25 protein-coding genes and 1 riboswitch are annotated in these 25,583 nt (G+C 30.4%); of the genes, 20 read left to right on the top strand and 5 right to left on the bottom strand.

Annotated elements, in window-relative coordinates; translation table 11 throughout:
* Nucleotides 1-43: 43 nt before the first annotated feature.
* Complete coding sequence (locus C820_RS00360; protein ID WP_004036369.1) at nt 44-856, bottom strand: purine-nucleoside phosphorylase; 813 nt, start codon at nt 854-856, stop codon at nt 44-46.
* Between the two features lie 191 nt (nt 857-1,047).
* Between C820_RS00360 and C820_RS00355 the strand changes: the two genes are divergently transcribed.
* A complete protein-coding gene (locus C820_RS00355; RefSeq protein WP_004036376.1) occupies nt 1,048-1,623 on the top strand; it encodes a DJ-1/PfpI family protein in 576 nt (191 codons plus the stop codon).
* A 42-nt stretch (nt 1,624-1,665) separates the two neighbouring features.
* Here the strand turns inward: C820_RS00355 and C820_RS00350 are convergent, their stop codons facing one another.
* On the bottom strand, nt 1,666-2,154 hold the full coding sequence (locus tag C820_RS00350) for a helix-turn-helix domain-containing protein (protein WP_004036377.1): 489 nt from the start codon (nt 2,152-2,154) through the stop codon (nt 1,666-1,668).
* Nucleotides 2,155-2,348: 194 nt separating this feature from the next.
* Here C820_RS00350 and C820_RS00345 point away from each other — a divergent pair, with 194 nt between their 5' ends.
* The 5 genes from C820_RS00345 to C820_RS00325 all read left to right on the top strand — a co-directional run bounded on the left by C820_RS00345 (nt 2,349) and on the right by C820_RS00325 (nt 4,101).
* On the top strand, nt 2,349-2,669 hold the full coding sequence (locus C820_RS00345; RefSeq protein WP_004036378.1) for a helix-turn-helix domain-containing protein: 321 nt from the start codon (nt 2,349-2,351) through the stop codon (nt 2,667-2,669).
* Nucleotides 2,662-3,036, top strand: a complete 375-nt coding sequence (locus tag C820_RS00340; RefSeq protein WP_004036379.1) for a helix-turn-helix domain-containing protein — start codon at nt 2,662-2,664, stop codon at nt 3,034-3,036. The genes C820_RS00345 and C820_RS00340 overlap by 8 nt, the downstream gene beginning before the upstream one ends.
* 29 nt (nt 3,037-3,065) lie before the next feature.
* A complete protein-coding gene (locus C820_RS00335) occupies nt 3,066-3,392 on the top strand; it encodes a helix-turn-helix domain-containing protein (RefSeq protein ID WP_004036380.1) in 327 nt (108 codons plus the stop codon).
* Nucleotides 3,393-3,394: 2 nt separating this feature from the next.
* The gene (locus C820_RS00330; protein WP_004036382.1) at nt 3,395-3,763 is read left to right on the top strand and encodes a helix-turn-helix domain-containing protein; all 369 of its coding nucleotides are present in this window, start codon (nt 3,395-3,397) and stop codon (nt 3,761-3,763) included.
* An 89-nt stretch (nt 3,764-3,852) separates the two neighbouring features.
* Entirely contained in the window at nt 3,853-4,101 is a 249-nt protein-coding gene (locus C820_RS00325) for a helix-turn-helix domain-containing protein (RefSeq protein ID WP_004036384.1), read from the top strand.
* Between the two features lie 43 nt (nt 4,102-4,144).
* Here the strand turns inward: C820_RS00325 and C820_RS00320 are convergent, their stop codons facing one another.
* The gene (locus tag C820_RS00320; RefSeq protein WP_004036386.1) at nt 4,145-5,149 is read right to left on the bottom strand and encodes an ABC transporter substrate-binding protein; all 1,005 of its coding nucleotides are present in this window, start codon (nt 5,147-5,149) and stop codon (nt 4,145-4,147) included.
* Between the two features lie 1,323 nt (nt 5,150-6,472).
* Between C820_RS00320 and C820_RS00315 the strand changes: the two genes are divergently transcribed.
* From C820_RS00315 to C820_RS00250, 14 genes are all read left to right on the top strand, one after another.
* Nucleotides 6,473-9,223 carry a hypothetical protein gene (locus C820_RS00315; protein WP_004036388.1) on the top strand — a complete coding sequence of 917 codons (2,751 nt, stop codon included), beginning with the start codon at nt 6,473-6,475 and terminating at the stop codon, nt 9,221-9,223.
* Nucleotides 9,224-9,228: 5 nt separating this feature from the next.
* Nucleotides 9,229-10,995 (top strand): hypothetical protein, encoded by a 1,767-nt coding sequence (locus C820_RS00310; protein ID WP_004036390.1) that lies wholly within the window; start codon nt 9,229-9,231, stop codon nt 10,993-10,995.
* The gene (locus C820_RS00305) at nt 10,995-12,461 is read left to right on the top strand and encodes a reverse transcriptase family protein (protein ID WP_004036392.1); all 1,467 of its coding nucleotides are present in this window, start codon (nt 10,995-10,997) and stop codon (nt 12,459-12,461) included. Before C820_RS00310 ends, C820_RS00305 begins: the two co-directional genes overlap by 1 nt.
* Before the next feature lie 178 nt (nt 12,462-12,639).
* Nucleotides 12,640-12,757, top strand: a riboswitch (glycine riboswitch).
* Nucleotides 12,758-12,975: 218 nt separating this feature from the next.
* Nucleotides 12,976-14,397 (top strand): APC family permease, encoded by a 1,422-nt coding sequence (locus C820_RS00300; RefSeq protein ID WP_004036398.1) that lies wholly within the window; start codon nt 12,976-12,978, stop codon nt 14,395-14,397.
* Nucleotides 14,398-14,809: 412 nt separating this feature from the next.
* A complete protein-coding gene (locus tag C820_RS00295; RefSeq protein WP_004036400.1) occupies nt 14,810-15,292 on the top strand; it encodes a Na+/H+ antiporter subunit E in 483 nt (160 codons plus the stop codon).
* The gene (locus C820_RS00290) at nt 15,279-15,605 is read left to right on the top strand and encodes an MrpF/PhaF family protein (protein ID WP_004036402.1); all 327 of its coding nucleotides are present in this window, start codon (nt 15,279-15,281) and stop codon (nt 15,603-15,605) included. The genes C820_RS00295 and C820_RS00290 overlap by 14 nt, the downstream gene beginning before the upstream one ends.
* Entirely contained in the window at nt 15,598-15,903 is a 306-nt protein-coding gene (locus tag C820_RS00285; protein ID WP_004036404.1) for a cation:proton antiporter, read from the top strand. The genes C820_RS00290 and C820_RS00285 overlap by 8 nt, the downstream gene beginning before the upstream one ends.
* Nucleotide 15,904: 1 nt before the next feature.
* On the top strand, nt 15,905-16,153 hold the full coding sequence (locus C820_RS00280) for a Na(+)/H(+) antiporter subunit B (protein ID WP_004036406.1): 249 nt from the start codon (nt 15,905-15,907) through the stop codon (nt 16,151-16,153).
* Nucleotides 16,146-17,057: a hydrogen gas-evolving membrane-bound hydrogenase subunit E gene (gene mbhE / locus C820_RS00275; RefSeq protein WP_242824485.1), complete on the top strand. Its 912-nt coding sequence runs from the start codon at nt 16,146-16,148 to the stop codon at nt 17,055-17,057. Before C820_RS00280 ends, mbhE begins: the two co-directional genes overlap by 8 nt.
* Nucleotides 17,058-17,432: a sodium:proton antiporter gene (locus tag C820_RS00270; RefSeq protein WP_004036408.1), complete on the top strand. Its 375-nt coding sequence runs from the start codon at nt 17,058-17,060 to the stop codon at nt 17,430-17,432. It abuts the gene before it with no gap.
* Nucleotides 17,432-18,925: a complex I subunit 5 family protein gene (locus C820_RS00265; RefSeq protein ID WP_004036409.1), complete on the top strand. Its 1,494-nt coding sequence runs from the start codon at nt 17,432-17,434 to the stop codon at nt 18,923-18,925. Before C820_RS00270 ends, C820_RS00265 begins: the two co-directional genes overlap by 1 nt.
* A 29-nt stretch (nt 18,926-18,954) precedes the next feature.
* Nucleotides 18,955-20,445, top strand: coding sequence for a complex I subunit 5 family protein (locus tag C820_RS00260; protein WP_004036410.1), 1,491 nt, complete (start codon nt 18,955-18,957; stop codon nt 20,443-20,445).
* Between the two features lie 21 nt (nt 20,446-20,466).
* Nucleotides 20,467-21,948, top strand: a complete 1,482-nt coding sequence (locus C820_RS00255) for a complex I subunit 5 family protein (protein WP_004036411.1) — start codon at nt 20,467-20,469, stop codon at nt 21,946-21,948.
* Nucleotides 21,949-21,963: 15 nt separating this feature from the next.
* A complete protein-coding gene (locus tag C820_RS00250; protein ID WP_004036412.1) occupies nt 21,964-23,886 on the top strand; it encodes a complex I subunit 5 family protein in 1,923 nt (640 codons plus the stop codon).
* Nucleotides 23,887-23,934: 48 nt separating this feature from the next.
* Here the strand turns inward: C820_RS00250 and C820_RS00245 are convergent, their stop codons facing one another.
* Entirely contained in the window at nt 23,935-24,408 is a 474-nt protein-coding gene (locus C820_RS00245; protein ID WP_004036414.1) for a hypothetical protein, read from the bottom strand.
* Nucleotides 24,409-24,415: 7 nt separating this feature from the next.
* Entirely contained in the window at nt 24,416-25,534 is a 1,119-nt protein-coding gene (locus tag C820_RS00240; RefSeq protein ID WP_004036415.1) for a DUF362 domain-containing protein, read from the bottom strand.
* Nucleotides 25,535-25,583 lie beyond the last annotated feature (49 nt).

The following is a 25,583-nucleotide window of genomic DNA, read 5'->3' as shown; positions in this document are numbered from 1 at the left end:
TCATTCCTTTCAAAAAAATAGGGGGAAAATCCCCCTACTATATTTACATTGAAAATTGCTCTACTAACTGTGCTACAAATTCTACAAATTTTGATTTTACTTTTTCTGTTGTTTCCATTACTTCAATATGAGAAAGAGGCTGCTCCATAACACCCGCTGCCATATTTGTAACACAGGAAATACCTAATACTTTAATACCGCAATGATTTGCAACAATTACTTCAGGTACAGTAGACATACCTACGGCGTCAGCACCTAATATAGCAGCAGCACGTACTTCAGCAGGTGTTTCAAAACTAGGGCCAGAAAAGTACATATAAATACCTTCTTTTAATGACAAATCAATATTTTTTGCAATTTGTTTTGCCTCATTTATAAGCTCTTTGGAATAAGCCTCTGACATATCTGGAAAACGAATACCAAAACTGTCTAAATTTTTGCCTATGAGAGGATTTTTTCCTAGCATATTGATGTGGTCTGTAATGAGCATTAAATCGCCAGAAGTAAATGATTTGTTCACACCGCCTGCAGCATTTGTTACAATAAGCTTTTCTACGCCTATTAGCTTCATTACTCTGATAGGGAATGTAACATCTAGCATATCGTATCCTTCATAATAATGAAATCTACCTTGCATACAAATTACATTTTCATTGATAGCAAATCTACCTGCATGGCCTTCTACTGTAGAGATAGGAAAATGAGGAATATCTTTGTAATAAATATAATCTGCATTTTTTAAACTGTCGCCATAACTTCCTAAACCAGAACCTAATATAATGCCTACTTTAGGACGAAAAGCAGTATGTTGTTTTAAATAATCTGCGGCTTGTTTTAAATTTTTTTCTAATTCCATAAGAGTACACTCCTTTTTGTCAATATCGTATCATATAAATAAAAAACATAGTTTTTTAGAATGAATTTTTTTACTATTTTATGATACCATTTTATAAAAAAATTTGCAATATTTTAGGAATTCCGTTATACTGTTATTAGAAAGGAATAAAAAGTAAATCAGTTTGGTCTATGTAAAAGGAGGACAATATCATGAAAAAAGTGTTAATGTTAGCAGGAGATTTTACAGAGGATTATGAAACAATGGTACCATTTCAGGCTTTGCAGGCAATAGGCTATCAAGTAGATGTTGTTTGTCCAGATAAAAAAGCGGGTGATATTATTACAACAGCGATACACGATTTTGAAGGCGAACAAACATATTCTGAAAAAAGAGGTCATAACTTTGCATTGACAGCAGATTTTGATAAAGTAAATACAGCAGATTATAATGGATTGTTTATCACAGGGGGACGTTCTCCAGAATATTTAAGATTGACACCAAGAGTAATTGAAATTGTAAAAGAATTTTTTGAAGCAAATAAACCAGTTGCAGCGATTTGTCATGGTCCACAAATATTAACAGCAGCAGGTGTGTTAAAAGGTAAAAAAGCAACAGCTTATCCAGCAGTAGGCCCTGATATTACATTAGCAGGTGGCACATATGTTGCAGTAGATGCAGATAAAACAGTTGTTGATGGTAATTTGGTAACTTCTCCAGCATGGCCTGGCGATGCTGCTATTGTAGCAGATTTTGTAAAATTGATGGGAACAGTAATTACATTGTAATATTGTATTAAAAAAGGGAGTGTAGTTTTACACTCCTTTTTTTTATATATTTAATTCATTTATAATGCTTCTTTTTATAATATTATAATATAACTTATTTTGAAATAACAACAATATTGTTTCTAATAAATATTGCGAACTTTCTTTTATAATTTTACTATATATTTCATTAAAATTTTGTTGTGTGATATTTTTTTGTAATGCTGTTTTTTTAGTATTAAAATAAATAAAATCAATGAATATCTGGTCTGCTTTTGTCAAACTAATATGACTTTTTTTCAGAATTTTATACACTTCTTCCAACCATAAACTATCTTCTTGTAAATATTTTATATCAGAATTTCCTAATAAATAATCTGTACTTACACCTAGTATATTCGCTAATTTTATAAAGTCGCTCATACGAGGCTCATTTCTTCCATTCTCATAATTTGCTATTGCAGTATAACTATAATTTAACAAACTAGAAAGTTGTGATTGTGTTAAATTTTGTTCTTTTCTTAATTCTCTAAGTCTTTGCGAAAATTGCATAATATCATCTTCCTTATTATATATTTTTTATAGTATACATATTATCAAAATTCATAATATTAAGTTAATTATATAATCTATGATTAAAAATGTCAATTTGAATTAAAACTTTTAATATTCGTTTTAAAATTATTTATATAAAAATACTTCTTTATGATTTTAATAAGAAAATTTTTTTATTTTGGTGATAATAGATGTTTGACTTACAAAAGTTTGGAAAAACAATCAGAGAATTGAGAAAAAAACAGCATATTAGAATACTTGATGTTTCACAAGAATTAAATTTAAGTGAGTCTTATTTAGGTGCAATAGAAAGAGGAACTGCAAAGCCATCTATAGAGGTAATCATTCTAATTGCAAATTATTGGAAAATTTCTTTAGAAAACTTTATGCCTATTCAAACAAATATAGATATAAAACAAACATTTTGTAATGATTTTACAGATTTAGATTATAAATTTCTTTATGAAATTTTATTAAATCATATTTCAAATAAAAAAATAGAGGGTGATTAAAATATTTAATTCTGTTGCATTAGGTAAAAGAGTAAAGCATTTTAGAAAGAGAAAGGGATTATCACAAGCTGCATTATCACGTATATGTAACACTTCTCAGACTAGAATATCTGAATTAGAAAGAGGAAATATTAGTTTGTTAAATATTTATAAATTGAGTTGTATTGCACAAGCATTAGACACTAATTTAGATGAACTTTTATGCGATAGTTTAGAAATATTTTCAAATAATAAAAATAATACTGTTTCTATATATCAAATGAAATTAGAAAAACTTTTAACGACATTAGAAAAGGAAGATGTTGATTTCTATATTAACACAGTTCAATCTCTTATAAAATATAAAAAACAAATAGAGCATTATTAAATAAGTATTTTAAAATATGGTGATGATTTATGTTCGACACTGTAAAATTTGGAAATGCAATTAAAAATCTTTGTAAAATGAACAATATAACAGCATATCGACTTGCACAGGAATTAAATGTAAGTGAAGATTATTTATATAAAATACAAAATGGTAAAAATATTCCTTCTATTGCTTTATTTGTTTTTATTATAAATTATTTTGGTATGACTTCAAATGACTACTCTAGTTTTAATATAGTATCTGATATAAACAACATACTATATGGAACAGCTATTTCTCTTTCAAATGAAGAATATAAATTTTTATATAATACAATATTGGATTATATCTATAGTAAAAAAGGAACGAATTAAAAATGTTTGACGCTGTCGCTTTAGGAAAAAGAATAAAAGAACACAGAAATCGTAAGAATTTATCTCAAAAAGAACTAGGTAATTTATGTAATATGTCACAATCAACGATTGCCAATATTGAAAAAGGTAATATTAGCACTTTTAATATTGCGAAATTAAATATAATCGCAGACGCATTAAATGTCACATTAGACGATATTCTTTGTGATAGTATTCATGCTTTAAAAAATAATTTTTCACCTCTATACTATGAAATAAAATTAAAACAGCTTTTGCTATCTTTAGATGAAACAGAAATAGAATTTTCTACACGCTTTATAAATAATTATATTACTTTAAAGCAATCAACTCAAATAAATAATAAATCATAATATTTACTTTTCATATTGTCAATAAAAGTAATATAAATCAAAAATTTTATTTCTCTTTTATCATAATCAATACAAAAGGACAGGTTTTTATGGCGAGAATAATAGAAGGCAAACAAAAAAATATGATAGGAAGTAAAATAAAAGAATTACGTATTAAAAAGGGATTAAGTCAGCAGACATTATCAGACAAACTTGAAACAATGGCGATTTATATTTGTAGAGGTTCTATTTCTAGAATAGAAGAAAAACAAAGAATGGTAACAGATATTGAATTGTATGGACTTTCTAAAGTGCTTGATGTATCTATAGAAAGTTTGTTTGAAAAAAGAGATATTTAAAAGGAGCGTAAAACTACGCTCCTTTTGTGTTGGGGGGAGTATTTTATTTTATGGCATTTTCAGAAAATTCTGTAACTATCATATCTTCATAAGGTATACGAGCAGAAAGTTCTCCGCCTTGCTCCATAATATCCTGTATAAGAGTAAAGCCATCTTTGTCGAAAATTGTATTTTCTTTCCAAGTGTTTTGCTGTTTATAGCGTTCAATAATTGTAGTAAGTGTTTCTATGTCAGTATCAGGAAATTGAGGAAGTATTACTTGAGCAATTTGTTCTGAAGTATGCTCTTTTACCCATGTTTGCCCTTTTTGAATGGCATTTGTAAATTTTTGTATTACGTCTGGATATTGTTGTATATAATCGCTTGTAGACATATATACTGTATAAGGTACATAACCGCTTGCTGTACCTAGTGAGGCAACAATATAACCGTTTCCTTGCTGCTCGAGTGCTGTGGCAGTAGGCTCAAATTCTACAGTATAATCTCCTATATCTCCCACAAATGCACCAGATGTAGAAGTGTATGAAATGTTGTTTATCAATTCCATATCTTCGTTAGGTGTAATACCGTTTTGTTTGAGTACATATTCAAGTACTAATTCTGGCATACCACCAATTCTGCCCCCTATAATGGATTTTCCTTTGACGTCGCTCCATTGAAAATTGGGTTCTGGCTCACGTGAAACAAGAAAATTACCAGCACGTTGTGTAAGTTGAGCAAATGCTAAAGGATAATCTTGTTTTCCTTCATTATAAACATAAATACCTGCCTCTGTACCAAGAAGGGCGATGTCAGCATTATTAGACAGAAGCGCAGTCATGGATTTATCCGCACCTTGCCCTATAGAAACAGAAACATCTAAACCTTCCTGTTCAAAAAAATCAAGTTCTTGAGCCACATATTGAGGAGCATAAAAAACGGAATGCACAACTTCATTTAATCGAACAGGTATTAAAGCAGTTTCTTGTTTTTGGGAGCAAGCGGTAAAAAGGGAAAAAGACAATATACCTGTTAAAAAAAGTGCTATTACAGATTTACTTTTTTTCATATAAAATACCTCCTGAAAATAGCTTGTAAAATAGTTATTACAATACTATGTAATAGAATGAAATATGGTACATTGTCCTTTGAAGTGTTATAAAAAAAATTCCCTATAATATAGATATTATAAGGAATAAAAGCATAAAAAATTAGATTTTCTGCAAACAAAACAGATATACTGTTATAACACTTTAGCACCATACGTACCGCGGACGGGTTAAACGCTAGTATACTGTTTTAACCCGTCCGCGGTGCCGTATGGTCGCGAGTGGCGTAGAACATTGTGATGAAAAAGTAATTGAAAAACAACTTTGAAGCAACTCCAAAGTAAATAGACCAGAAAATCTAACTTAAATAAATTACAAATATAAAATTTTAAAAAAAGGCTAGGTTTTCTGCAAACAAAACAAATATACTGTTCTGACACTTCAGCACATCCGTAAATATATTTAGTTTTCCGAAGGCTACTGTCATAACTGAATATATTTACATCGATGTGCGATGACGCAGAACATTGTGGTGAAATGGTAGTTTAAAAACAACTTTGAAGCAACTTCAAAGCAAACAGACCAGAAAACCTAAGCCAATAAATTACAAATATAAAATTTTAAAAAAAGGCTAGGTTTTCTGCAAACAAAACAAATATCCTGTTTTGACACTTTAGCCCTCCGTACACTAGATGAGGTAGTTCCAAAGGATACTTTAACCTACCTCATCTAGTGTCATGGAGGAGCGAGTGACGCAAAACATTGTGGTGAAATGGTAGTTTAAAAACAACTTTGAAGCAACTCCAAAGCAAACAGACCAGAAAACCTAAGCCAATGAATTACAAATATAAAATTTTAAAAACGAATAGGTTGAATTTTCTGCAAACAAAATAATATACTGTTTTGACACTTTAGCCACTGCACCGGTACTCTGGCTTTTACCGCAGGATACTGTTTAAAGCTAGAGTACCGGTCGCAGTGAGCGAGTGACGCAAAACATTGTGATGAAATGGTAGTTTAAAAACAACTTTGAAGCAACTCCAAAGTAAACAGACCAGAAAATTCAACCTTTATTGTAAAATATTATAACATAGTAATTTAAAATGTCAACTTTTTTTACATATTTTCATAATATTTTATAATATTACTTGAAAAATGAAATAAAAATCTGTATAATTATCATAGAAATATTTGTAAATTGTTCAATATAGTATTTCTATAAATAATGTAATGTTAATTTGTTTCACGGCTATAATGTAAATATGCTAATTATTTTGTTTGTTTTTGAAAAGTAATATTGTGCAGCAAAAAATATTATAGAGAGAAAGAAGGGATTTCTATTAATGGCACGAGAAAAATTTATACTAATGTCTGAATTGACAGAAGAACAAAAACAAAGACTTTATTATAATAACGACCCAATTCGTAAAATAATGCTGTGGGGAAAAGACAGCAAAGAAAATAATTGTTTGCTGGTATTATATGGTATACAAGGAGTTGAAATAGGAGTAAAAAAGTCTTCTAATCAATATTATATGAATGGTTATTTATTACAACCAGTAGTAAAGTATACACATTATGCAGTATTTCATGGCGAGAAGGAACATTTACCTTCTATTCCCAATACATATTATTATATAGAAGAAAAGTTGCTCTGTTATAAAAGAGGATATAAAACGGCAAAAGAAAAATGGGATTATAATAGAGAGCAACGTAGGTACATAAGACATCTCATTATTGACGACAACTATATTGTGAAAGAATTTTACGAATTAGAACAAAAGGCGGAGTTAGATTATTATAAACAAACAAAATATGAAGACTATGTGACATATTTCAAACAAAATAATATTACATTTGAAGATTTTGAGATAATAGAAGACCCAAGTACATTATTTGGTTTTGAAAAAAATAGTAAATATTATAACATTGTATATGATATGTTTTCAAAACAAAGATTGTATAGCAGAATTAAAAAAATGAAGGAATTTATCAAAAGTAGTCCTTCTGTAGAAGAATATGAAAAAGTATTTAAAGTTGCAAGTGTAGAACTGGCTTGTGGTATATTCGAACAGCTTACAATAGATAAAAACCCTATATTGCTTGAAAAAGCAAAAGAAATTGTAAAAAGTGAAACATGGTGGGCAAAAAAAGAATATCATAATGGATTGATACGTTTTGCTCAAAATTACATCAGTGTATTTGATGAAAAATTAATACAAAAGCAAAAAGAATTTATATACAAAACATTGCCTGAAATGGATTTTCATGTAAAAAGGTTAAAAGTTTATGGTAAAACATTGACAGGTAAAGAATTAGAGGAATATATAGAACAAAGTCGTGGTAATTATAGTGATATTTATAATAATTATTGGGTTATGCAGTATGGTAGCCAAAAATTGTATGATAAAAATACCTATACAGATGGCAAAAATATCAATAATATTGCATTTAAAAATACCATACAAATGGCAAGGGCATATGATATGGCTGATGCTATAGGAAAAATTACGTATTATATTGATTCACAAAGAACAAAAAATTATCTTAAAAACACCAATGAGGAGGCATATAAATATTATCAAAGATACCTCAGAAGAATATGGGATAATTATAAGGCAACAGATGAAAATAAATTTGTAGAGATGACGAGAGAATTTCTTGCAAGTAAGCAATATTATGATGTTATGTATGGTAGTTCTTTTTTCATTGATAAATATTTTGAAAAAAAAGAAGTATGGTATAGGCATATAGATGATATTATGTATATCGTAAAAAATTCTACACATAATGATGTGCTTTATTTTTGCTATGAAGTATTGCAAGAGGCACAAAAACAAAATTTGCTTCCTGAATTTGAACTAAAAGAATTGATACAACTTTCTCAAGTACCAAATCAGTCACTTTCGAAATTCTTTGAAGAATTGTTAATGCCAAAATTGAAAGCATTGACTGCATTTGATGCGGAAATTATGTTAACACTAATGAATATGAAATCTGAAGTATTGCAGAATGTGGCAAAAGAATATTTTGTAAAAACAAATGGCAAATTCAGTCCAGAAAATATAGCAAATATGTTGTGTATGGATACCATAGAAGACTGGTATGAAGTAGTAAAAACAAATATAGATGTATTTAATGCAGAAGAATATATAGCATTTATAAAAGAACTGACTTCTAATATAAATATAGAGTATCCAGAAAATATCATTGAATTGCTTCAAAACTCTGTAAAAAAATTAGATACTGCAACAATAACACAAAAACAAACACTTATGAAGCATTTTATTGTATTGCTGTTAAACAATAAAAAAATGCCAGAATTTATGACTGAAATTGCAGAAAATGTAATATTCTATTTACCATATGAACAACTAAAAGAAACATTACAAAATATTGAACTAAAACATAGTACAATATCAGAGAGAAATTATAATACAATTGCATTGTTAAAAGCGGTAAAAGAGGACAATATGCTTAAAGATGGCATAATACTGTCTATATTGGAAACAGGCACAGCAAAAGTAGTAAAAACACTTACAGAAATTGTAGACATTTTAAAAGATACATTAATAGAAAGAAATACAACAATGCTGTTGCTTATGGAGTGTAATGCAAGTACATTAAATAAAATCGCACAAAGTATATTTGAGAATATGGAAATAGAAAAAAGAGAAAAAATGCACATGATATTGTTGGACTCCCCAGTGGAAAGAGCATATCAATATGGTTTGCAAAAACTGGAAGAATGGTATGGGGATAAAACACCTCAGAAATTTGTTTTCCGTATGCTAGAACACCCTTGCATAGCAGTAAAATCTTATTTATCAGAAAAAATGGAAAAAGCGTTTGAACATTTAGAAAAAGTGCAGCCCGATTTGTATATTTATTATGTCAAAACATTGCTTTATTTACCAAATAAGGCAGCAAAAAGTAAAGATTATGTATATTCTACTATACCAACATTTGTAAAATATTGTCCACAAAAGAAAAAAGAAATAGAGAATATATTGCTTGATATAGGTAGTACAAATGTTAAAATAAATGCAGAAAAAGCACTTGTAACATTTGCTCAAATACAGAAGGAGGTGTAGTACTAATGCAAGTAAATTATAAATATGCAAGTCCTTCTCAGTGTAGACAAGTCAATAATCAAACAACATTAGGATTTAGTGCAGATTTGTCAAGAGATGAAAAAGTTTCTTTTTCAGGCAAATTAAAACACCCATTATTGTTTAGAGATGCTATGCTTATGTTAAGAGATATTGTTGTTTCAGATATGAGCCAAAAACAAAAAGAAAGACCTGAATATTTTGAGTGGCTAGACCAAGAAATTGAAAGACGTATTAAAACACATGAACAGTATGCACCTAAAATTAGAGAAGGATTAAAACAAAAAATGTCTGTTTGTGATGAAGAATTGTCACAGCAAAATGAAGAAATCAAAAAATTGCAGAATATACAAAGAAATTTGCAAAAACAAATTGACGCATATGATGCGTGGAAAGACTATTATAAAATAGAAAGAGATTTCTGGAAATTTATAAGAGATAGAGATTATAGTTTATGGTTTGTGTTAGACCCTGTCATTACGGTACACAAAGACCAAGTTTCATTTGAAGCTTTTTCAGTAGATGAGTCTACTTATGGTTGTTTGTCTGTAGCTATGGAAGAATTTGATTTGTTGCAAGAGCCAAAACTTGGTACAACCAATATTGATTTTTCTGCAAAGCTGGAAAAAGAAATGCAAAGATTTCGTAGTTATACTGATGTAACATTGTCTGTTAATCCAGATGGTTTTACAGTGGAAAATGATGTTGTACCAGAATATGTAGAAAAGAAAATTGATTTACCTGAAACGTGGATAAAAGGATTTAATCAAGTTTCCTCAGCGGCAGCATTAGATGGTATAGAGTTGGAATTAAGTCCTTCTGATATGTATGATATTTGTGCTTTTTTAAGAAAACATAAAGAGAAAAAAAGCCCTCGCTACATGAAATGGATATTAGAACCAGAACAAAGAATACAAATTGTATTTGAACCATTTGGTAAAGTAATCACATTAAATGCTGTGTATAAAGGCAAAAAAAAGAGAGAAGAAAAAATTTGGGGTAGAAGACGTTGGTTGGTAATGGAAAAACTGCTTCCTATTGCAAAAGCATTTTATGTAAAATTTTTGGGATTTGGTATGCCTCAGTTTATTAGGGCAGATATGGGAACATTACAGATGACAGTTGGCTTTTCTTCTTGGAGTTCTAATGACTGGGTAAAAGGTACAGCATTTAATATTATGGCTGGATTTACAGGAAATGGAAATTATAATGAAGTTTATAAATTGTTAAAACAGCAACGTTGTTTATCTATGCAGGAAATATTTGACCATTTTAAAGATAGTGTAATACAAGATAAAGTAAAAGCAGGTATTGGTATGCTCTTTAGAAAAGGAGAGGGCTATTTTGATATGGTAAACAATAAAGTTCGTTTCCGTCATTTGTGTAATGAGCCTATACCACATCAGCTTTATGAAATTACAAATATAGAAAAACAAGTTGAAAAATATAGTAAAAAGACATTTAACAATATGAGAGTAATGTATACTCCTAAAAAAGAATTTATATTCACTACAACATATAATGAAGGCAATTATTATGCCCCTAGTAATACAGAGATTGTTATTGACCAAGATGCACAAATTGTAAAATTGAATTGCAGTTGTGCAACATTTAAAAGAGGTGCAAAAAATATATCAGAGCCTTGTGCCCATATCCTTGCACTGTATGTTGCTTCTTTTAAACTATTAAAACTAGAAAATTTGGAATATAACAAAGAATATAAAATTAATGATATTATGGAGATGTTGCTATAATGGATACAAAGTCTGAATATAGAAAACTAATAAATGAAATGGGCAAAAAAGAGTTTACATTTTTAAAAATGCAAGAATATGGTTTCTGGCCAAGCCATTTACCAACACCTTATGAACGTCAGCAAAATGAAACAGAACAAGATTTTCAAAATAGAAAAAAATTGCTTGATGAATTTCAAAAATTGTCAGAGCAAATTGCACAGGCTTATAAAGAAAAAAGAGAAATCGAAATAAAACTTTCTTCTTTACAAAAGCAATATCAAGATACATGGGATTATGAAAAAATCCGTGCTGTTGTTTCACAGGAAATTATGAAAGCTTCTATTGCTAGACGTGCAGAAAGAAAGGCAGAAAGACAAAGACAAAAACAGCTAAAAACAGAACAATGGCAAAAAAGAAAATCAGAAAATATATTGTTTATAGGTAGAGGCTACTCTAATATTTTGCATAAAAAACAAACAGATATACAAAAACTCAAACAAAACAATTTGCCCATATTAGAAACAGATAAAGATATTGCACAGCTTTTGCAAATAGAATATAGTACATTACGTTATTTGGCTTATCACAGAGATGTCGTGACATTTGATAATTATTATCGCTTTGATGTGCCTAAAAAAAGTGGTGGTATGCGTCATATTGCTGCCCCAAAAACACAATTAAAAACAGCACAAAAACAAATATTAGAGAAAATATTAGAAAAAACAGAAATTTCTGATGTAGCACATGGCTTTATAAAATCAAAATCTGTATTAACAGGTGCAAAAGCACATCAGACAAGCCCTGATTTATTGATTAATATTGATTTAGAAAACTTTTTCCCAACCATTACATTTGAAAGAGTGAGAGGATTATTTCAATATTTAGGTTATTCTGGTTATATTTCTTCTATTCTTGCTATGATTTGTACTTATTGCGAAAGAATGGCAGTGGAAATAAAAGGAGAAACAAAATATATTAAAACATCAGAAAGAATATTGCCTCAAGGTTCTCCTGCTAGTCCTATGATTACCAATATGATATGTAAAAGAATGGATAAACGTATCAATGGATTGTGTCAAAAATTAGGTGTCATTTATACAAGATATGCTGATGATATGAGTTTTAGTTATACAGGAGAATTAGAAAATTTTGCTATAGGCAGCTTTTTAAATAGTATACAAAAAATAATAGAGGCAGAAGGCTTTCATATCAATAAACAAAAAACGCATATATTGAGAAAACATAACAGACAGTATATTACAGGTATTGTAATAAACAATGCAGAAATTGGTGTTACTCGAAATTGGATAAAAATATTAAGAGCTTCTATACATAATGCACAGAAATTAAAAAATGCAGGAGAGGCTATACCAAAACAAACAAAACAAGAAATTTCTGGTAAAATTGCATGGCTAAAAAGCGTCAATGAAACAAGATACCAAAAAATAATACAACAAGGAAAACAACTGTTACAAAATTCATAGTAATAAATAAAAAAGAAGCAATAAAATATGCTTGCATATAAAAAGGCTTCTTTTTTTGTAAAATGAATAAATTCAAATATAAAGTAGAAAGATATAAATATTTTGTATATTTTGCTATACAAAGCATTGACAAATAAAAAATGACATTGTATAATGAATAAAAATAAAATATTGCCAAATGAAGCAGCAGGAAAATTCCTAAATATATTCAATTTGTATAATAAGGAAGCCGATGAAGCAATTTAAAATCGCCAAATTTTAAAGAAACTTTCAGGCAAACCGACCTGCTGTTGATGGAACTCTGGAGAGAATTTTAGAAATAAAATCACCGTAGGAGTAATGCTTTCAGGTTACAATACAGAGGAATAGAGGCGACGTTTTTTAGCGTGTCTGTATTCCTTTTTTTTGTACTTATTTTTGGCAAAAAAATACTATTTTACTATATTTTTACATAGAAAGGAGATCTTTCAGTTTTAAAACCGCAATACTATAATAAATTAAAGGAGGGCTTTATATGTCAAATCATAATAATGAAATGAAAAAAACATTAGGTCTATCTACTGCATTGGCGACAGTAGTAGGTTCTGTTATTGGCTCTGGAGTATTTTTTAAACCACAGTCTATTTATACTACCACAGCAGGAGCACCTGGACTAGGTATGATGGCTTGGATAATAGGTGGTCTTGCAAGTATTGCAGCAGCATTAACATTTGCTGAGGTTGCAATATTAATTCCTAAAACGGGTGGTATGGTAGCTTATTTAGAAGAAGCATTTGGTAAAAAAGTAGGATATTTAACTGGCTGGATGCAAACAGTATTATTTTATCCTGCTATGATTGCAGCACTTTCTGTTATTTGTGCACAACAATTTGAACTGTTTACAGGAAATCCCTCATTAACGCCTGCCGTTACAATCGCTATTGTTATTATTATAATTATATTAAATGCACTTGGTTCAGGCGTAGGAGGAGCAGTACAAGTTATTTCAACAGTCTGTAAACTCATACCTTTAATATTGCTTATGATATTTGGATTTATAAAAGGTTCTGGAGAAAATCCTATATTTAGCCCTATGGTAGGGGAAGGAGTAAGTGCTGGAAATGCTTTAAGTTCATTGCTTTTAGCAGTATTATTTGCATTTGAAGGTTGGACAAATGTAGGAGCGATTGCAGGAGAAATGAAAAATCCTGCAAAAGATTTGCCTCTTGCTATTGTAGGTGGTGTTTCTGTAATTATGGCAGTTTATTTTGTAATTAACTTGGCATATCTTTGGGTATTGCCAGCGAGTGCATTGGCTGCAACACCTACACCAGCAGCAGATGTTGCAACAGCAATATTTGGAGAAGTGGGAGGAAAAATTATAGCAGTAGGTATTATGATTTCTGTGTTTGGTGCGTGTAATGGATTTGTATTGTCTGGTTCTAGAGTAGCCTATTCTCTTGCAGTAGAAGGTACACTTCCAGCAAGTGAAATATTTTCAAAATTAAATGCAGCAAAATCTCCTATGAACTCTATTATATTGGTAGGTGCAATAGGCTGTATATATTCTTTAACAGGACAATTTAATTTATTGACAGACGTGGCAGTATTTTCTTGCTGGATATTTTATACATTAACATTTGTGGCAGTAATAAAATTGAGAAAAGAAGCAAAATGGGCAACTGTAGAAAGAATATATAAAGTACCTTTGTATCCTATTATACCAGCAATTGCTATTATAAGTGGTGTATATGTTATATTTAATCAACTTTTGATTTGTGATAGTGTTACATTGTCAGAAACATTACAAACATTATCTTCAGGGAATTTTGTAGAAGCCATTTCTACAGATAATAGACTTCGTTCTATAGTTAGTATTATTATTACATTGATAGGCTTACCAGTTTATAAAATAATGAGCAAAAATTTAAAACAAAATAAAGTTTTAGCCGATTAAAATAGAATTTAAGTAATAAAAATCTCTCTTTTTATAAATAAAAGAGGGATTTTTTTGTATGAAAAAAAAGTCTGTAAAAATAATACTAATTATGATACAATAAATAAAACGTGATATTTTTAGTAAAAATAGCCTAGTAATGTAGTGTTTTTGTATTACTTTTTGAACAAAGCGTAAATGGAATGATACAAGCAATATTGACAATTTATGCAGAGTAGTGCATAATAGACAATGAAGCATATTTATTTATAGTAAAATATCGTGTGGTTTTGCATTACATAAATTATTGCAGAAAAGTACCTGCAAAAGTGACAAAAATAAAAAAAGTTAGTGATGTTTGGTACAATGAATTTTGTTTCATTGTGCCTTTTTTATTCAATATAAAAATATATAATATAAGGAGGGAAAATTTATGCTGTTTATTGTAATGTATTTATTATGGTTTTTGTTTAATGGAAGGGTAACAATAGAACTTGCCATAATTGGTCTGTTGATTTGTGGAGCATTGTATTATTTCACTCAAAAATTTATAAGAGAGGAGAAAAGACAAAGTATTTTAAGTGGTCACATATTTGATTTTACAAAATATGCTTTTGTGCTTTTTATAGAAATTATAAAATCAAATATTGCTGTAATGAAATTGATATTAAACCCTAATATGAAACAGTGGCACCCTAGTTTTGTGACATTTACTTCTGAATTAGAAGATGAAAGAATGAGAGTGTTACTGGCAAATTCTATTACATTAACACCAGGAACAATTACGGTAGGAATGGAAGAAAAAGAATTTACAGTACATGTATTAGACAGCAGAGGGGAGGAACAAATAGAACATGGAGTATTTGCACAAAAACTTTTCGAAATAGAAAGGAGAGAAAAAAATGATAGAAAGTGAAAATTTGTTGTATATGGTATTGTTTGGGTGTATGATTTTTCTTTCTATTTTAATGTTTTTCTGTCTGTATAAAGCATTAAAAGGGCCTAGATATACAGACCGTATGATTTGTATTAATGTAATAGCAACATTAGGAGTTAGTTTTATTTGTATACTTTCTGTATACTTAGAAGAGTCTTTTTTAGTAGATATTGCATTAGTATATTCTATGCTGAGTTTTTTAGCCGTAGTGGTGTTGTGTCATATTGTCACATTATATCATAAAGGTTGGTTTCTTTATAAAGAAAGGAGAGAGGAGGAAAAACGTGAGTAATGTAATAGGGATACTATTTGTGTTGGTAGGTATGTTTGTTTTTGCAGTATCAGTGTTGGGATTATATCGATTTCACTATACATTAAATCGTATGCACGCAGCAGCATTAGCAGATACATTAGGTACAGCGTTAGTTATGATAGGGTTAATGATATTAGGACTGGATATATTTCATGTATTAAAATTGTTTTTAGTAGTATTGTTTTTGTGGATAACAAGCCCAGTAAGTAGCCATTTGATTTCAAAAACGGAGATACTTACAAATTTGAATTTAGAAGAAAGGATGAAAAACAAATAATATGTTAATAGAAAATTTATTACTTTTATTTTTAATTGTATGTGCTTTGTTGGTTTCTGTAACAAAAAGGCTTTTAAGAGCAGTAATTATATTTATGGCATATAGTATTGTAATGTCTGTGGTATGGATATTTTTGGAGTCACCTGATTTAGCAATTACAGAGGCAGCAGTTGGCACTGGTATTACAAGTATATTATTCTTCCTCACATTAAAAAAAGTGCATGAAATAAAGGGAACGCATGATGAATGAGCAAAATAAGAAATCAAAATGGCAGCATTTTGTGGATTGGGTCAATGGAGAGGAAGCCATTGAAATGCCAAAAAAGATTTCATTTAAAAAAATAGATTTTGAAAAATTGCAGGAAAATTTTGAAAAGTATATATGGAGTGGAAGAAAAAAAGCTATATTTTATATGGCAATGTGTGTGTTTGTGTGTTCAACATTTATAGCAATATTATTGCATACTGTAGCAGCATTACCTTATTTTGGAGGAAGCAATAACCCTGCATCAAATGAGGTAGTACAAAGATACATTGAAAACGGAGTAGAAGAAACAGGAGCAACAAATATTGTAGCGGGTATGATATTAGATTATAGAGCATTTGATACTTTTGGAGAGTCTAATGTACTGTTTTTAGCTGTAATATGTGTCATAATGCTTTTGAAAAAAGATAAATATAATACAACAGAGCAAGAGGAAAGAGAACAAAAAGAAGATGAAATGTTTGAAAAAGAAGATGCAAATATTATATTGAAAAGAATAGCAAATTTATTAACACCTTTGCTATTTTTATTTGGTATTTATGTAGTATTAAATGGTCATATTTCTCCGGGAGGAGGATTTTCAGGAGGAGCAATTATAGGGGCAGGACTGGTATTGTATGCCTCTGTAAATGGACAGCAAAAAATGCAGAAATTTTTTACTTATAAAATATTTGTACGCATTAATGTTACTTGTTTACTGACATATTGTGTATTAAAAGGATATTCTTTTTTTACAGGAGCAAATCATTTGCCTAATATTATACCAAAGGGTACACCGGGGGCATTGCTTAGTGGAGGACTAATATTACCTTTAAATATTTGTGTTGGAATGATAGTAGCTTGTACAATATATGGTTTTTATGCTTTATTCACAAAAGGAGAAATTTGAATGACAAATTTAATGACAAATCATTATGAGGCAGCAGCAGTAATATTATTTGGCATTGGATTTATGAACCTGCTTCTTTCTCGTAATTTGATTAAAAAATTTATAGGTTTGAATATTATGGATACAGCGGTGTATTTATTTTTAGCAGCAAAGGGATTTATAGAAGGAAGGGCGGCACCTATAGTAACTGCAGGAACAACAGCAACAGTAGAAAAATTTATAAATCCTGTACCAAGTGGATTAGTATTAACGGGTATTGTTGTTTCTGTTAGTATCACTGCGTTTTCATTAGCATTAGTGCAAAGATTATATAAACATTATGGCTCTCTTGATTTAGATGAAATTATGCAAAAAGCGAAAAAGGAGGGACATTAATGGGAAGTGTAAACTATATATATAATATTCCTTTTATTAGTATCTTTTTAACAATGTTTGGAGGAATTATTACTCCTTTATTTGCAAAGGGAAAATTAGCACAAAAAATTAATTTTATTATTGTATGTATTGTAGGAATATTATCAGCAATACTTTTAGTGAGTGTTTGGAAAAGTGAACAAAGCTTTACTTTTATGATGGGACACTTTCCTGCTCCTTGGGGAAATGAATTGAGAGCAGGCCCATTAGAGGCATTGATGGCATTGACATTTTCGTTTGTAATGGCAAATACATTGCTAGGTGGGGCGAAATTTGTACAAAAAGATATATTACCTGAAAAACAAAATTTATATTTTGTTATGATAAATTTGTTGTTTGGCTCTATGCTTGCATTGATATATACCAATGATATATTTACAGCATATGTATTTTTGGAAATCAATACCATTGCTTCCTGTGCTATTATTATGGCAAAAGGGACAGGAGAAAGCATTGCAGCAACATTACATTATTTAATTATATGTCTTTTAGGCTCAGGACTTTTTTTAATAGGTATTTCATTATTATATAGCATTACAGGACACCTTTTGATGTCTAATATACAACAGTCTATTATACAGCTTACAAAAACAGGAGAATATGCTTTTCCTTTTGCAGTAGTAATTGGTATGATAATTATAGGCATTTCTATAAAAAGTGCTGTATTTCCTTTTCATTTTATGTTGGCAAGTGCACACCCTGCTGCAACACCACCATCAAGTAGTATATTATCTGGTCTTGTACTCAAAAGTTTTATTATATTAAATATCAAAATGTTTTATTGTGTTTTCACAATAGATTTAATCAGAAGTTTAAGAATTACAAATGTATTATTTTTGTTTGGACTAATAGGCATGGTAGTAGGCTCTGTTTCTGCATTAAAAGAAACACGTATTAAGCATATGCTTGCCTATTCTTCAGCAGCACAAATTGGTTATATTTATATGGGCTTGGGATTAGGAAATCATGCTGGTATGGTAGCAGCTTGTTTTCATATATTAGCTCATGCTGCTACAAAAGCAATGCTTTTTATTTGTGCAGGAGGCCTTATGACTGTTTCACAGGGCAGTGATAGCATACATGATTTGAGAGGTGCAGCACATAGAAATCTTATGGCAGGAATTGGATTTACAGTAGGGGGGCTTTCTATGGTAGGTGTTCCTTTGACAGCAGGATTTGTTTCAAAATTATATTTTGCCTCTGCTACAATATATTCTCCTCAAAAAATGGTAATTACGTTATTGACATTAGCAGTAAGTATGATATTAAATGCTATGTATTTTATACCTTCAGCAATAGCGATATGGACACCAGTGGACAAAAAGGCAGAATATACAAAACACTCCAGAAAAATGGAAATTGGTATAGGTATATTTATCGTCACAAATTTCTTTTTAGGTATTTGTTATAAACCTATTATTGATATGATTGAATTAGGTATTCGTTTATTGTAATTGAAAAATTGTAGAAAAGAGTGATGTGTGTGATTGGTAATGAAATGCTGTTACTTCCCGTATTGTTTCCAATAATAGCTGGACTGCTTTTTTTAACTGTGAAGGGGAAAAAACAGCAACAAATTTATATATTTAGTGTAGTATTATTAGAAGTAGTATTTGTATGGTATTTATGCCTTACGCAAAATAGACAAATAACATTTTGGCATATGAGCGAAAATGTATTTATTTCATTTCAAAATGATGGCTTATCTCGATTTTTTGCTTGTTTAATTAGTATAATATGGTGTTTGGCAGCAGTATATTCTTTAGAATATATGAAGCATGAACAAAATACAAAACGCTTTTTTGTATTTTATATTATGACATTAGGTGCTTTGATAGGATTATCTTTTTCTGGAAATTTCATGACACTTTATTTGTTTTATGAAATGATGACACTTTTAACAGTGCCTTTTGTAATACATAGTGGTACAATGGAAGCAAAAAAGGCGGCAATGAAATATTTAGGTTATTCTATATTTGGTGCTGGTTTAGCATTGTTAGGAGCATTCTTTTTAAATTATTACTGCTATACAACAACATTTTCAGCAGGTGGTACATTAAATATGACACTTGTAAAAGGAAATGAGAATATATTACTTGTAGTATTTTTGATAATGATGATAGGTTTTGGAGGAAAAGCAGGTATGTTTCCTTTGCATGGGTGGTTGCCAACAGCACACCCTGTAGCACCTTCTCCTGCAAGTGCTGTACTTTCTGGTATTATTACAAAAGGCGGTGTACTCTCTATAATAAGAGTAGCATATTATTTGTTTGGAGCAGAATTTTTAAAAGGCACATGGGCACAACAAGTGCTTTTAGTGCTTGCGGTGTTTACTGTTTTTATGGGTTCTATGCTTGCTTATAAAGAAAGATTACTAAAAAAAAGGCTTGCTTATTCTACAGTAAGTCAAGTATCTTATGTACTATTTGGATTAATGTTGTTTTCTCCATTAGGATTTTGTGGTGCATTGCTTCAAATATTATTTCATGCTGTAGCAAAAAATATATTGTTTTTTACCGCAGGAGCAATTATATATAAAACAGGTAAAACATATGTCAATGAATTAAAAGGCATAGGCAAAGAAATGCCTATAGTCATGTGGTGTTTTGCTATTGCGTCATTGTCATTAGTAGGAATACCTCCTACAAGTGGTTTTGTAAGTAAATGGTATTTAGCACAAGGAGGATTGTGTTGTGAGTATGCAGTATTGGGATTGATAGGAACAACGATATTGATATTGATGGTGAGTGCTTTACTGACTGCAGGTTATCTTTTGCCTATAGTAGCAGATGCGTTTTTTCCGGGCAGAGCAGAAGAATATTACCATAGAGAAAATAAAGAGCCTTGTTTTTTAATGACAGTACCATTATGTATACTTTCTGTTTTAGCACTACTTTTTGGTATGTTTCCAAATAGCATTATAACGCAAATTACACAAATTTCAAATAGTATACTTCAGTTTGTATCACTGTAAAAAAGAGAGGTGGAATAGTTTATGAACGAAAAATTAGCATTACTTTTGCCTATTCTTTTTCCAGTTATCTCTGGAGTAATACTTTTAATTTCAAAACTGGAAGATAGACAAAAAAGACAAAAATATGTCAGTTTTGTAGTAATATTAAATGCTATATTTGTATTATCTATATTGTATTTTGATAATAAAGAAGCATTTGTATTATACCGTTTTAGTGAAAAGCTTTCTTTGATACTTCATATAGATGGTATGTCAATAGTGTTTGGTACAATGGTTTCTATATTGTGGGTAATCACTACATTTTATGCTTTTGAATATATGAAACATGAAGGTATGGAAACAAAGTTCTTTTCCTTTTTTATGATGACATTTGGCATAGTAATAGGAATAGCATTTTCGGGGAATATGGTAACATTGTATTTATTTTATGAATTTTTGACATTGGTAACATTACCGCTTGTTATGCATGGTACAGATGGAAAAACAAGATATGCAGGTAGAATTTATTTAATTTATATGATGGCAGGAGCTTCTCTTGCGTTTATAGGGCTTGTTTTCCTTGTAATATATGGAAATTCTCTTGATTTTGTAATGGGAGGAATATTAAATACAGAACTTGCTTCAAAAGATGCCGAAATGCTTCATGTAGTATATTTACTTGCTTTTTTTGGATTTGGTGTCAAAGCGGCAATACTGCCATTTTATTATTGGTTACCTACTGCAGCAGTTGCACCAACACCTGTTACAGCATTGCTTCATGCAGTAGCAGTAGTAAAAGCAGGTGTTTTTGCTATCATACGATTAACATATTATAATTTTGGTACAGAGTTTTTAAAAGGGACATGGGTGCAAAATGTAATATTAGCTATGACAGCATTGACAATTGTATTCGGTTCTACTATGGCATTGAGAACACCTCATATTAAAAGAAGATACGGATATTCTACTATAAGTAATTTGTCTTATATATTGTTTGGTATAGCACTGATGACACCAGCAGGGTTATCAGCAGGTCTTTTACATATGATTTATCATGCAGTATTAAAAATTACATTATTTTTCTGTGCAGGTGCAATATTGTATCAAAATCATAGAGAATATGCTTATGAAATACAAGGATTTGGTACAAAAATGCCTATGATATTTTTGAGTATGACAATTGTGTCAATTGGTATGGCAGGTATACCACCTTTTGCAGGATTTCACAGTAAATATGCTTTAGGTACGGCAGCAGTAGAAGCAGGAAATCCTTATGCTTTTTTAGGCATTGCTGCATTGATAATATCTGCATTACTTACTACATTATATTTATTTGAATTAGTAATCAGAGCTTATTTTCCTGTAAAAAAAGAATATCCTGCATGGTATTATGATGGTGTAGCAGACCCCAACAAATTGATGACAGTGCCTTTATTGGTTTTAAGTGCTATTTCTGTTGTAATAGGATTGTATCCTAAATTTTTTGTGCAGATATTTGACGCTATTGCACAAGGGATATTATAGTAAAGGAGGAAAACAATGTTAGCATTTATGGTTTTTTTTCCTATATTGAGTGCATTTATTGCATATATAATTGGTAAAAAAAATAAAACAGCAAGAGATTATTTTACTTGGATAGTAACAGCTGTGATATTGGCAGCTAGTATTTCTTTGACAGCAGAACAAACATATAGTATAGCAGGATTTTGCAGTTTGGGTATTGCATTTAGAGCAGATGGTATACACAAAGTACTTGCTGTAATGACAGCATTTGTATGGTTTATTACAACAGTGCTTTCAAAAGAATATTTTCAAAAAGATAGAAATAGAAACAGATATTACTTTTTTATGCTTATGACATTAGGTGCGACAATGGGAGTATTTCTGTCAGCAGATTTGTATACGACATTTATATTTTTTGAAATGATGTCATTTACTTCTTATGTGTTGATTATGCACAGAGGTACAGGAGAAGCACTTTATGCAGCAGCGACTTATTTGGCTGTAGCAGTAATAGGTGGCCTTGTAACATTAATGGGAATATTTATGCTGTATCATATGACAGGAACATTAGTATTTGACGAATTGCCTCAAGCGATTTCGCTTTTGCAAAATAGAAATCAATTATATATAGTAGGTATATTGATATTGTTTGGTTTTGGTGCAAAAGCTGGTATGTTTTTATTGCATACATGGCTTGTAGAAGTTTATCCAGCAGCACCAGCTCCAGCAACAGCATTGCTTTCTTGTGTGCTTTCTAAAACAGGTATTTATGGCATAATGATATTAGGTGGCATTGTGTTTTTGCATGATGCAAAATGGGGTATTTTGATTGTTTATTTTGGTATTATGACTATGATTTTAGGTGGAATATTGGCTGTATTTTCTATTGATTTAAAAAGAACATTAGCTTGTTCTTCACTATCGCAAATTGGTTTTATATTGGTAGGAATAGGTATGCAGGGAATATTGGGAGAACATAATGCTTTGGCAGTAGATGGTAGTATATTACATTTAACAAACCATACCATTGTAAAATTGATATTATTTATGGTAACAGGTATTATATATTACAATACCAAAAATTTGAATTTGAATTACATAAGAGGATATGGCAAAAATAAACCGCTTTTAAAAATAATATTTATTATGGGAGCATTGGGTGTTATGGGTGTTCCTCTTTGTAATGGTTATATCAGTAAAACATTAATACATGAGAGCATTGTAGAAGAAATACTATTTTTAGCAGAAGCAGGGCAAAGTGTAACACAAATGAGAGTAATAGAATATTTGTTTTTGTTTGCTGGCGGTTTAACTGTTGCATATATGACAAAACTATTTATTGCTGTATTTGTAGAACAACCAGATGAAAAATGGAATGAAAAAAAGGAATATATGAATAATATTTCTAAAATATTGCTTTCATTTTGTGCAGTACTGCCTTTGCTATTTGGATTGTTTCCCCACCAGACGCAAGAAAATATCGCACAAATGGCAAGAGGTTTTGTATATGGCCATGCACCAGCACATACAATACACTATTTTTCATGGGCAAATTTAAAAGGAGCGGTTATTTCTATTGCAGTAGGGGCAGTAGTTTATTTGTTGTTTATACGAAAACTGCTTACAGAAAAAGGTGCAAAAGGAGAAACAGTATATTTAGATAGATGGGCAGAAGGCTGGAATTTAGAACATCAAATTTATAGACCAATATTGTTAGGTTTGTTACCATTTTTAGGAGCATTTGTAGCTAGAACAATAGGCTCTATTACAGATGGTATTATAGCACTTTGTCAAGTATATTTGTTTAACCATAAAATGGATAAAGTAATACCAAAAGAAAATGTGTATTTTACAGTATATCCTCAAGGTGGAAAACAAATATTCAAAGATAATTTGTCAAAAAGTTTGCTGTTTTTGGGAGCTGGCTTTGCATTTGCTATGTGGTATATATTGTTATAAATAAAAATAAAAGGAGTTTTCTAATTTTTTAGAAAACTCCTTTATTGTTTAATATCCTTCGTTAATTTGCTTCCATTGTTCACTATTAGTATCTTTTGCAAATACAATATAACGATATATTCCTTCACCTGCATGAGCTGTTTCAGCTTTGAATATGATAATGTTTCCTTGCTGGTATTGTGGATAGTCATAATACCAGTGACAATCATTTTCAGCTATATTTAAAGAAAGTAAATCATATGAAAATTCATTTTCATAATACTTTTTTGCCATATCTTTTAATTGCTGTAGTTGCTGCTGTGACAAACATTGTGAATAGTTTTTATAGTGTATTTGTTCTGTTTTTTGAGCAAATATAGAAGCAAATGATTTTTCTATTTCCGCATATAACATACTATTCCATACTGAAAATGTAGAAGCAGTTTGTTCAACTGTATTTGTTTGTGTTTGAGAACTGCTTTGGCAGCATACACAATAAAATACAAAAAGCAATGCGAAAAAAGGAATACTATATTTTTTCATATTGTTATTAAATTTCAATTAACTCATATGCTTGATAACCAATGCCAATTTTTTCAGCGTGTTCTACACAAGAACGCCAGCTTGTGTTAGGAGAAACTAAATGGAAATAGTCCTCTTCTTCACTGTGATTGTGTTGTGCAATATGTTCTTCTAATATACTGCCAGAAATAACAGGCTGTTTGTTTACAGCATCTGCACAAGCAACATCTAATGCTACAGGGTCAAAAGAGGCAAACATACCTACATCTGGTACAATAGCAACATCATTTTCAGCATGACAGTCGCAGAAAGGAGAAACGTCCATAACAAGACTGATGTGGAAATGAGGTCTGTCTTTTAATACTGCAAGAGAGTACTCTGCCATTTTTTTATTCATAATGTCTATTGCTTCATCGTTTACAGCAAATATAGCATCATGAGGACAGATACCAATACATCTACCACAACCTACACATTTATTGTGATCTATAGCAGCCTTTTTTTCTGTAATAGTAATAGCACTGTGAGCACAAATTTTTTGACACATACCACAGCCCACACATTTTCTGTCTTTCACACGAGGTTTACCAGCATTGTGCATTTCCATTTTACCAGCACGAGAGCCACAGCCCATACCTACATTTTTTAATGCACCGCCAAAACCAGCCATTTCATGCCCTTTAAAATGATTTAAAGAAATAATAATATCTGCGTCCATAACTGCTCTACCAATTTTTGCTTCTTTAATGTATTCGCCATTGATAGGAACAAGTGTTTCATCTGTACCTTTTAAGCCATCGCCTATAATGACATGACAGCCAGTAGAAAAAGGAGTAAATCCGTTTAAATAAGCAGAGTCAATGTGGTCAAGTGCATTTTTTCTACCACCTACATATAATGTATTACAGTCTGTTAAAAATGGTTTTCCACCTAATTCTTTTACAACATCTACTACAGTTTTAGCATAATTAGGACGTAAATAAGCTAAATTTCCTGGTTCACCAAAATGAATTTTAATAGCAACATATTTTTTATTAAAATCAATATCACCAATACCAGCTGTTTTGATAAGACGAGCCAATTTTTGCTGTAAATTTGTACCCGGTTTTGCTCTAAAATTTGTAAAATATACTTTTGATTTTTCCATAATATAAAATCCTCCTCGATTTTTGTACAATATGAAATAAATATAATAA

This window comes from Clostridium sp. MD294 (assembly GCF_000364165.2).
In the GTDB taxonomy this organism is placed as follows: domain Bacteria; phylum Bacillota; class Clostridia; order Lachnospirales; family Anaerotignaceae; genus Coprocola.
This window is presented reverse-complemented; position numbering and strand designations above follow the sequence as displayed.